We start from the raw sequence: 7,757 nt of genomic DNA, 5'->3' as shown, positions 1-7,757 counted from the left end.
AGGTCAGCATGATTGACCAAATGTTTCGCGCGCGAAACATTTGGTCCGAACCGGATCTATATCAGGAGGCCGTTTCCGGCGCCGTCCAGGCGCCCCGCCCCACCGCCACATAGGTCTCGAACCCGGCCCGTTTGGCGGCCTTGGGGGAGTAGATGTTGCGCAGGTCCGCCATCCGCGGCACCTCCATCTCGCGGGCCAGTTTCTTCAGATCCAGCGCCCGGAACTCGTTCCACTCGGTCAGGAGCACCACCAGGTCGGCTTGTCTCACCGCCTGATAGGGGTCGTCCTCCCATTTGACACCGGGCAGCAGGGTCTCGCCCTCGGACCTTCCTTGCGGGTCCACCACCCGGACCTTGGCGCCGCCGCCCACCAAAGCGGGCACGATGGTCAGGCTCGGCGCTTCGCGCATGTCGTCGGTGTTGGGCTTGAAGGTGACGCCGAGCACCGCGATGGTTTTGCCGTTGAACGAGCCGTCGCAGGCATCGCGCAGCTTCTCGACCATCCTTTGTTTCACCTCGTCATTCACCCGCATCACGGTCTCGGTGATGCGCAGGGGGAAGGCATGGTCCTGGCCGATCCGCGCCAGCGCCGCGGTGTCCTTGGGGAAGCATGATCCGCCATAGCCGGGGCCTGCATGCAGGAACTTGTTGCCGATGCGGCCGTCGAAGCCGATGCCGCGGGACACTTCCTTGACGTCCGCCCCGACCCGCTCGCAGAGGCCGGCGATTTCATTGATGAAGGTGATCTTGGCGGCCAGGAAGGCATTGGCCGCGTATTTGATCAGCTCCGCCGATTCCAGGTCGGTGGTCAGGATCGGGAAGTCGCGCAGGTAAAGCGGGCGGTAGATCTCCGCCATCACCTCTGCCGCGCGCTCGTTCTGAACGCCGACCACCACCCGGTCGGGTTTCATGAAATCCTCGATCGCGGCGCCCTCGCGCAGGAACTCCGGGTTGGAGGCGACATCGAAATCGGCCTGCGGATTGGCCTTGGCGATCACCTGTTTCACCTGCCGGTTGGTGCCCACCGGCACGGTGGATTTGGTGACCACCACCGCGTAGCCCGTCAGCGCGGCGGCGATCTCCTCGGCGGCGGCCATCACATAGGTGAGGTCGGCATGGCCGTCGCCGCGCCGGGTCGGGGTTCCGACGGCGATGAACACCGCCTCGGCGCCGTCCACCGCGGCGGCCAGATCACTGGTGAAGCTGAGCCGCCCGGCGGCCACGTTCTTCTCCGTCAGCCGGTCCAGGCCCGGCTCGTAGATCGGCACCTCGCCCCGGTTCAGCCGTTCGATCTTGCCCGCGTCCTTGTCGACGCAGATCACGTCATGGCCGAAATCCGAAAAACAGACGCCCGACACCAGTCCGACATAGCCGGTGCCAATCATTGCAATACGCATGGAATGCCCTTTCCCCAATCCCCTGCCGGCCGCTTGGGTGCCGCCGTTGTTATGAGATTAGAAGGATATACGCGGGCGGACAGGGCCGGAACCGGTTTTTTGCAGCGGCCGTGCGCCGGGCGGCGGCAGGAGGGATAATAGGTCCGCTTCGGACCGAATGTTTCGCGCGCGAAACATTCGGTCCGAAGCGGACCTATTGTGGCACGGCAAACGCGGACGGGGAAAGGGTTTGACAGGGGCTGGGAATTATGAGTTTTCGCACCCGCACGTGCAGCACCGGATTCATCTCACAGGCAAGGAGCACCCTTTGGCGTCAGCAGCAGAGGCCCCCGGCACCACATCCCCGGCATCCGCCGCCCCCGCAGGTGCGGGCCGCCTGGTGGCGGTGGTGGTGACCCACAACCGGCTGGACAAGCTGAAGGCGACGCTGGCGCGGCTCCTGGAGAGCCCGGAGCATGAGCTGGCGGCGGTGGTGGTGGCCGACAATGCCTCCAGCGACGGCACCGGCGCCTGGCTGGCCTCGAAGGACGACCCCAGGCTCGACGTCTGCACCAGTGCGGAAAACCGCGGCGGCGCCGGCGGCTTCGAGATGGGCATGCGCCGGGCGATGGAGGCGCACGGCCCGGACTGGCTGGTGGTGATGGATGACGATGCGCGCCCCGCGCCCGGCACCTTTGCCGCCTTCCACGCCCGGCCGCGGCCGCTGGACACCGCGCTGGCGGCGGCGGTGTTTTTCCCCGACGGCCGGATCTGCGAAATGAACCGCCCCTCGGTGAACCCGTTCTGGAACCCCGCCGTCTTCCTGCGCACGCTCCTGAAAGCGCGCGACGGCTATCACATCCCCTACAGCGCCTATGAGGAAAAGGCGCCGCGGCCGATTGATCTCACCTCCTTTGTCGGGCTGTTCCTGCCGCGGCGGATGGTGGCGGCGGCGGGCTATCCGGACCCGGGCCTGTTCCTTTACGGCGATGACGTGATCTACACCCTGGGGCTCAGGCGGCGCGGCGAGAAGATCCTGTTCGACCCGGGGCTGCCCTTCGAGCATGACTGCTCCACCTTCCAGAACGACCGCCAGCGGGTGTTTTCCCCGCTGTGGAAGGTCTATTACGCCTACCGCAACGGGCTGATGATGTACCGGGCGGCCGCGGGCGGCATCCTGTTCTGGCCGCTGCTGCTGCTGGTGGCGGTGAAATGGCGGCTGACGGCCGGGCGCTACGGCGCCGGGGAGCGGCAGGCCTATCTGCGGCTGTGGCGCCATGCGGTGCGCGACGGCATGCGCCGCGACACCCGCCGCAGCCACGCCCGGGTGATGGCGCTGGCGGCGGGGCAGGGCGGCGACTGAGCCTGCCCGCCCGGCGGCGCGGCCGCCTCAGCGGTTCAGGATGTCGCGGTGGAACCGGCCCATCAGCACCAGCCCCAGCACCGTCAGCACCAGGCTGACCAGCAGCACATAGGTGCTGCTGGCATATGAAGCGGTATAGGTCGGGTAGAAGCCGGTGCGCATCAGCCCGGTGATATGGGCCAGCGGGTTATACCACAGGATGTTCTGGGCCAGCGGCGGCAGGTCTTCATAGATGAACAGGACGGCCGAGGCCAGGAACAGCGGCCGGGTGAAGATCGACCAGGCCACGTCCCACAACGGGTAGAGCCCGCTGAGCACGCAGTTCAAGGTGCCGACGCCAAGGCCGAGCGCCATCGCCAGCCCCATGGCGCCGACAGCCGGCGGCAGGTCCAGCACGGTGCGGCTGTCGATCGCGGCCAGCACCCCGCAGAGCAGCAGGATGGCGATCAGGCCGCCGGTCAGCGCATTCAGCAGAAAGCGCGCCAGCACCGCATCCACCCAGGTGACGGCAGGGAATTTCAGCAGCGGCCGCGAAAAGCCGATCGCCCGGGCCACGGTTGTGGAAATGCCCTGGTAGAGGTTGAAGGGCAGAAAACCGGTGGCGTAGAACAGCAGGAAGCTGGTGCCCAGCGACGGGTTGCGGATCACCAGCGAAAAGCCGATCGACATGAACAGCACCGCCGCCACCGGCTCCAGCACCGCCCAGAGGTAGCCGCCCGGCGTGCGGCCGTAGCGGGTCGACATTTCCCGTAGCATCAGCGCGCCGATGGTGCGCAGGGCGGCAAAGCGGCGCCGGTGCGGCTTGGGGAGCTGGGCCGGGGGAATCGGGGCCGGAGAATTTGAGGCCGCGGCGGCGGCGGCGGAAGAGGAACTGGCCATGGCGGGGAGCGCTTGCGAATGTGAGGGGAATGTGCGGTTGTGAACGGGGTTGCTGCGGGCGATACTATGAGCGAAAACCCAGGCAATGACAAACCGCCGCACACGAAAATAGGCAGAGTATGACCAAAGAGGGCCCGGCCGTGGCAGCAATCAGCCCCGGCCCGCAAAATCCGGGGCCAGCCCCGCAGGCAGTTCCGCCAGCCGCTCCGGAATCCGGCCCGGGCCGGACCGCAAAACCGGCTGCCAAAGCGGAGCCGGAGGCCGGGAAGCTGAAACAGTGGCGCCGCCGGGCCCAGGCCGCGGAGGCCGAGCTGGAAGCGCTCAGGGCGCAGCAGCCCGCCTTTCCGGTGGCCCGCCCGGCGCAGATGAAACAGCGCCATTGGGGGTTGCTGGCCAGCTTCGCGGCGCTGGTGCTGGCACCGCTGGCGGCGGCGGTCTTCTACCTGTTTGCAGTGGCGGAGGACCAGTATGCCTCCACTGCCGGCTTCACCGTCCGCAGCCAGGAAAGCTCCGGCGCCAGCGACCTCCTGGGCGGGCTGGCCAGCTTTGCCGGCGCCTCCACCGCGTCGGACGGCGACATCCTCTATGAGTTCATCCAGAGCCAGGAAATGGCCGGGGCGGTCAATGCCCGGGTCGACCTGCGCGCCCATTACAGCCAGCACTGGCCCGGCGACTGGGCGTTCTCGATCTGGCCCGATGCGACGCTGGAGGAACTGGTCTGGTTCTGGCAGCGCATCGCCCGCATCTCCTATGACAGCAGCTCCGGGCTGACCGAGGTGCAGGTCACCGCCTATGATCCGGAAACCGCCCGCGCCATCACCCGCGCCATCGTCGAGGAAAGCCAGATCCGCATCAATGCGCTCAATGACCAGGCGCATGCCGATGCGATGCGCTATGCCGAGGCCGATCTGGCGGAGGCGCTGGAGCGGCTCAAACGCGCCCGCGAGGCGCTGACCCGGTTCCGCACCCGCACCCGCATCGTCGATCCCGAGGCCGACATCCAGGGCCGCATGGGGGTGATGAACAACCTGCAGGAGCAGCTGGCCGAGGCGCTCATTGAATACGATCTGCTGACCGGCACGGTGGCAGAGGGCGACGTGCGGCTGAAGAAGGCGCTGCAGCAGATCGATGTGATCCGCGCGCGCATCGACATCGAGCGCCAGACCTTTGCCTCCAGCAATACCGACACCGGCGGCGTCGGCGAGGATTACCCGTCGCTGATCTCGGAATACGAGCGCCTCACGGTGGACCGGGAGTTTGCCGAGGAAACCTACCGCGCGGCGCTGGCGGCGCTGGAGCTGGCGCGCGACGAGGCGGCCCGCCAGAGCCGCTACCTGGCCACCTATATCACCCCGACCCTGGCCGAGGAGGCGGAATACCCCCGCCGATTCGTGATGACCGGGCTGGCCGGGCTGTTCCTGCTTCTGGGCTGGTCGATCGGGACGCTGATCTACTACTCGATCCGCGACCGCAGCTGAGGCCGGGGCGGTGATCCGGTTCGAGAACCTGACCAAGAGCTTCTGGCTCAAGGGCGAGCGCAAGATTGTCATCGACAATCTGAACCTGACGCTGCCATCGGGGCGCTCGCTGGCGCTTCTGGGGCGCAACGGCGCCGGCAAGTCGACGCTGCTGCAGATCATCGCCGGCACCCTGCGCCCCGATCACGGGCGGGTGGTGTCGGACGGCACCATCTCCTGGCCGGTGGGGCTGGGCGGCTCGTTCCACCCCGATCTGACCGGGGCGGAGAATGTGCGCTTCATCGCCCGGATCTACGGCGTCGACACCGATGACCTGGTGAATTTTGTCGGCACCTTTGCCGAGCTGGGGAAATTCTACGACATGCCGATGCGCAGCTATTCCTCCGGCATGCGCTCGCGGCTCACCTTCGGCGCCTCGATGGGGATCCGCTTCGATACCTATCTGGTCGATGAGGTGACCGCGGTGGGCGACGCCGCCTTCAAGCGGAAAAGCCGCAAGGTCTTTGCCGACCGGATGAAGACGTCCAGCGCCATCATGGTCAATCACTCGATGCACCAGGTGCGCCAGTTCTGCAACGCGGGCCTGGTGCTGGAAAGTGGGCGGATCCGCTATTTCGACGACTTGGAAGAGGCCATCGAATTGCATGAGGACATGCTGGCCTGAGTGGCGGTGCGGCCTTGTTAGAGCCTGTTTTTCCGCCGGGCTGAAAGCGGGCCGGCGGCGGTCTGCGCGGCGCCGGAATTGCGCCCCCGGGGGCGTGTACTTCCGGGCCCGGCTGCAGTATGCAGCGGCAAAGGCCGGCGGGGCAGAAAAGGGAACGGGATGAAAGACGCGAGGGCAGGCACAGCCGGGTTCACCACTCTGCAGCCGCTGATATGGCCCGAGGCGGGGATTTGCACCGAGCGCGGTCTCTATCTGCGGCTGCAGGGCGCGGCCGGGCCGGCCGCGGACGACCAGGGCTGGCGGTTCCCGGCCGGCAGCGGCGCCCGCTTCGACACCTGGTTCAACCTGTTCAACGCCGGCACCTGGCAGCGCCAGTGCCGCCTGCAGAGCCTGCATCTGCTGCTGGAAGGGGAGGGCTGTTTCGCGGTCACCGTCTTTATGGCGCTGCCGCAGGGCGCCTGGCAGCAGCAGCAGCATAGGGCTGAGCTGGCCCCCGGCCGCCCGGCGCGGCTGGATCTGAGCGCGCTGCTGGCGGCGGCGGGGCAGCGCGGGCTGATTTTCTTTGAGCTGCAGGCTGCGGATGGCCCCGCCGCCCTGGCGCGGGCGGGCTGGCAGACGGCGGATGCGCCGCGCCGGCAGCCCGGCCTGGCGCTGGCCGTCACCACCTTCCGGCGCGAGGCCGAAGCGGCCCGCACGGCGGAGCGTTTCGCCGCCTTCCGGGCGCAGTCCCGGATCAAGGCGCATCTGCAGCTGATCGTGACCGACAACGGCCGCACGGTGGACCTGCCGCCGCGGGACGGGGTCACGGTGATCGCCAATGAGAATCTGGGCGGCGCCGGCGGGTTCACCCGCGGCCTGCTGGAGGCGCGCGCCCGCGGCGCCAGCCATTGCCTGTTCATGGATGACGATGCCTCGATCCATATGGGCAGCCTGGAGCGCACCTGGATGCTGCTGGCCTATGCCGAGGACCCCGCCACCGCCATTGCCGGGGCGATGATCAGCGAGCAGCGCCGCTGGGAGATCTGGGAGAACGGCGCCCGCTTCTTCACCCGCTGCCGGCCGCTGCACATGGGCACCGACCTGCGCGATTTCCGACAGGCCGCGGACATGGAATGGGAGGTCTCCGGCCCGCCGCCGCCGCAGCTCTATGGCGGCTGGTGGTATTTCGCCTTCCCGCTGGAGCGGGCGGAGCATCTGGCCTTTCCCTTCTTCGTGCGCGGCGATGATGTCAGCTTCTCGCTGGTCAACCGCTTCAATATCGTGCGCCTCAACGGGGTGGTCTCCTTCCAGGAGAGCTTTACCGAGAAGCAAAGCCCGCAGACCTGGTATCTGGACCTGCGCAGCCACATGGCGCATCACCTCAGCCTGCCGGCGCTGGATGTCGGGGCCTGGGGGGTGCTGAAAATCGCCGTCTGGTTCTTCCTGCGGAACCTGCCGCGGATGCATTACGGCACCCTGGCCGCCATCAACCTGGCGGTGGAGGATGTGCTGCAGGGGCCGGAGTTCTTTGATGCCCATGCGGATCTGGTCGCGCGCCGCGGCGATCTGAAGGCGCTGGCGGGCGACGAGGCCTGGCAGGACCTGAAGCCGGAGGCGGATCTGCCGCCGCTGCGCCGGGAGCCGCCGCCGGCCTGGCTGCGGCATCTGATGAAGCTGAGCCTCAACGGGCTCTTGCTGCCGTTCTATGCCCGGATCGGGCGCCGGATCACCCTGGAGGCGGACTGCCGCGACAGCCTCGGCCATGCCTGGGGTGCGGCGGAGATCAGCTATCTCAATGCCGCGCTCGACAAATATTACACGGTGCGCCACAACAAGCCTGCGGCCTGGCGCGAGATCCGCCGGTTTGCGGCAAACGCCCGGGCCTTTCTGAAGGCCTATGACGGGCTGGCCGCCCGCTACCGCGGCGCCTATGGCCGCCTGACCAGCGAAGGCTACTGGCGGGCCAAGCTGGCGATGGACCGCCCCGGAGAAGGTTTGCAGCAGGATCCCGCCGCGTGA

General features: G+C 67.7%; 6 protein-coding genes. 4 read left to right on the top strand and 2 right to left on the bottom strand.

Annotated elements, in window-relative coordinates:
* Nucleotides 1–61: 61 nt before the first annotated feature.
* Nucleotides 62–1,396: a UDP-glucose/GDP-mannose dehydrogenase family protein gene (locus AB1A62_RS20860; RefSeq protein ID WP_366663388.1), complete on the bottom strand. Its 1,335-nt coding sequence runs from the start codon at nucleotides 1,394–1,396 to the stop codon at nucleotides 62–64.
* A gap of 307 nt (nucleotides 1,397–1,703) precedes the next feature.
* On the opposite strand from AB1A62_RS20860, the gene AB1A62_RS20855 reads away from it, so the two are divergent.
* On the top strand, nucleotides 1,704–2,738 hold the full coding sequence (locus tag AB1A62_RS20855; protein ID WP_366663387.1) for a glycosyltransferase: 1,035 nt from the start codon (nucleotides 1,704–1,706) through the stop codon (nucleotides 2,736–2,738).
* Nucleotides 2,739–2,765: 27 nt separating this feature from the next.
* Here AB1A62_RS20855 and AB1A62_RS20850 read toward each other — a convergent pair whose 3' ends face one another.
* The gene (locus AB1A62_RS20850) at nucleotides 2,766–3,617 is read right to left on the bottom strand and encodes an ABC transporter permease (RefSeq protein WP_366663386.1); all 852 of its coding nucleotides are present in this window, start codon (nucleotides 3,615–3,617) and stop codon (nucleotides 2,766–2,768) included.
* Nucleotides 3,618–3,736: 119 nt separating this feature from the next.
* Between AB1A62_RS20850 and AB1A62_RS20845 the strand changes: the two genes are divergently transcribed.
* The 3 genes from AB1A62_RS20845 to AB1A62_RS20835 all read left to right on the top strand — a co-directional run bounded on the left by AB1A62_RS20845 (nucleotide 3,737) and on the right by AB1A62_RS20835 (nucleotide 7,757).
* Entirely contained in the window at nucleotides 3,737–5,095 is a 1,359-nt protein-coding gene (locus AB1A62_RS20845; RefSeq protein WP_366663385.1) for a sugar transporter, read from the top strand.
* A gap of 10 nt (nucleotides 5,096–5,105) precedes the next feature.
* Complete coding sequence (locus tag AB1A62_RS20840) at nucleotides 5,106–5,759, top strand: ABC transporter ATP-binding protein (protein ID WP_366663384.1); 654 nt, start codon at nucleotides 5,106–5,108, stop codon at nucleotides 5,757–5,759.
* A 159-nt stretch (nucleotides 5,760–5,918) separates the two neighbouring features.
* On the top strand, nucleotides 5,919–7,757 hold the full coding sequence (locus AB1A62_RS20835) for a glycosyl transferase (RefSeq protein ID WP_366663383.1): 1,839 nt from the start codon (nucleotides 5,919–5,921) through the stop codon (nucleotides 7,755–7,757).

This window comes from Leisingera sp. JC11 (genome assembly GCF_040704725.1).
In the GTDB taxonomy this organism is placed as follows: domain Bacteria; phylum Pseudomonadota; class Alphaproteobacteria; order Rhodobacterales; family Rhodobacteraceae; genus Leisingera.
Note: the sequence above shows the minus strand (reverse complement) of the source record. Positions and strands in the feature narration are given on the sequence as shown.

Bases quoted from the DNA above. Each gene is read 5' to 3' on its own strand.
- AB1A62_RS20860 (WP_366663388.1), bottom strand. From the start codon at position 1,396: ATGCGTATTGCAATGATTGGCACCGGCTATGTCGGACTGGTGTCGGGC.
- AB1A62_RS20850 (WP_366663386.1), bottom strand. From the start codon at position 3,617: ATGGCCAGTTCCTCTTCCGCCGCCGCCGCCGCGGCCTCAAATTCTCCG.
- AB1A62_RS20845 (WP_366663385.1), top strand. From the start codon at position 3,737: ATGACCAAAGAGGGCCCGGCCGTGGCAGCAATCAGCCCCGGCCCGCAA.
- AB1A62_RS20835 (WP_366663383.1), top strand. From the start codon at position 5,919: ATGAAAGACGCGAGGGCAGGCACAGCCGGGTTCACCACTCTGCAGCCG.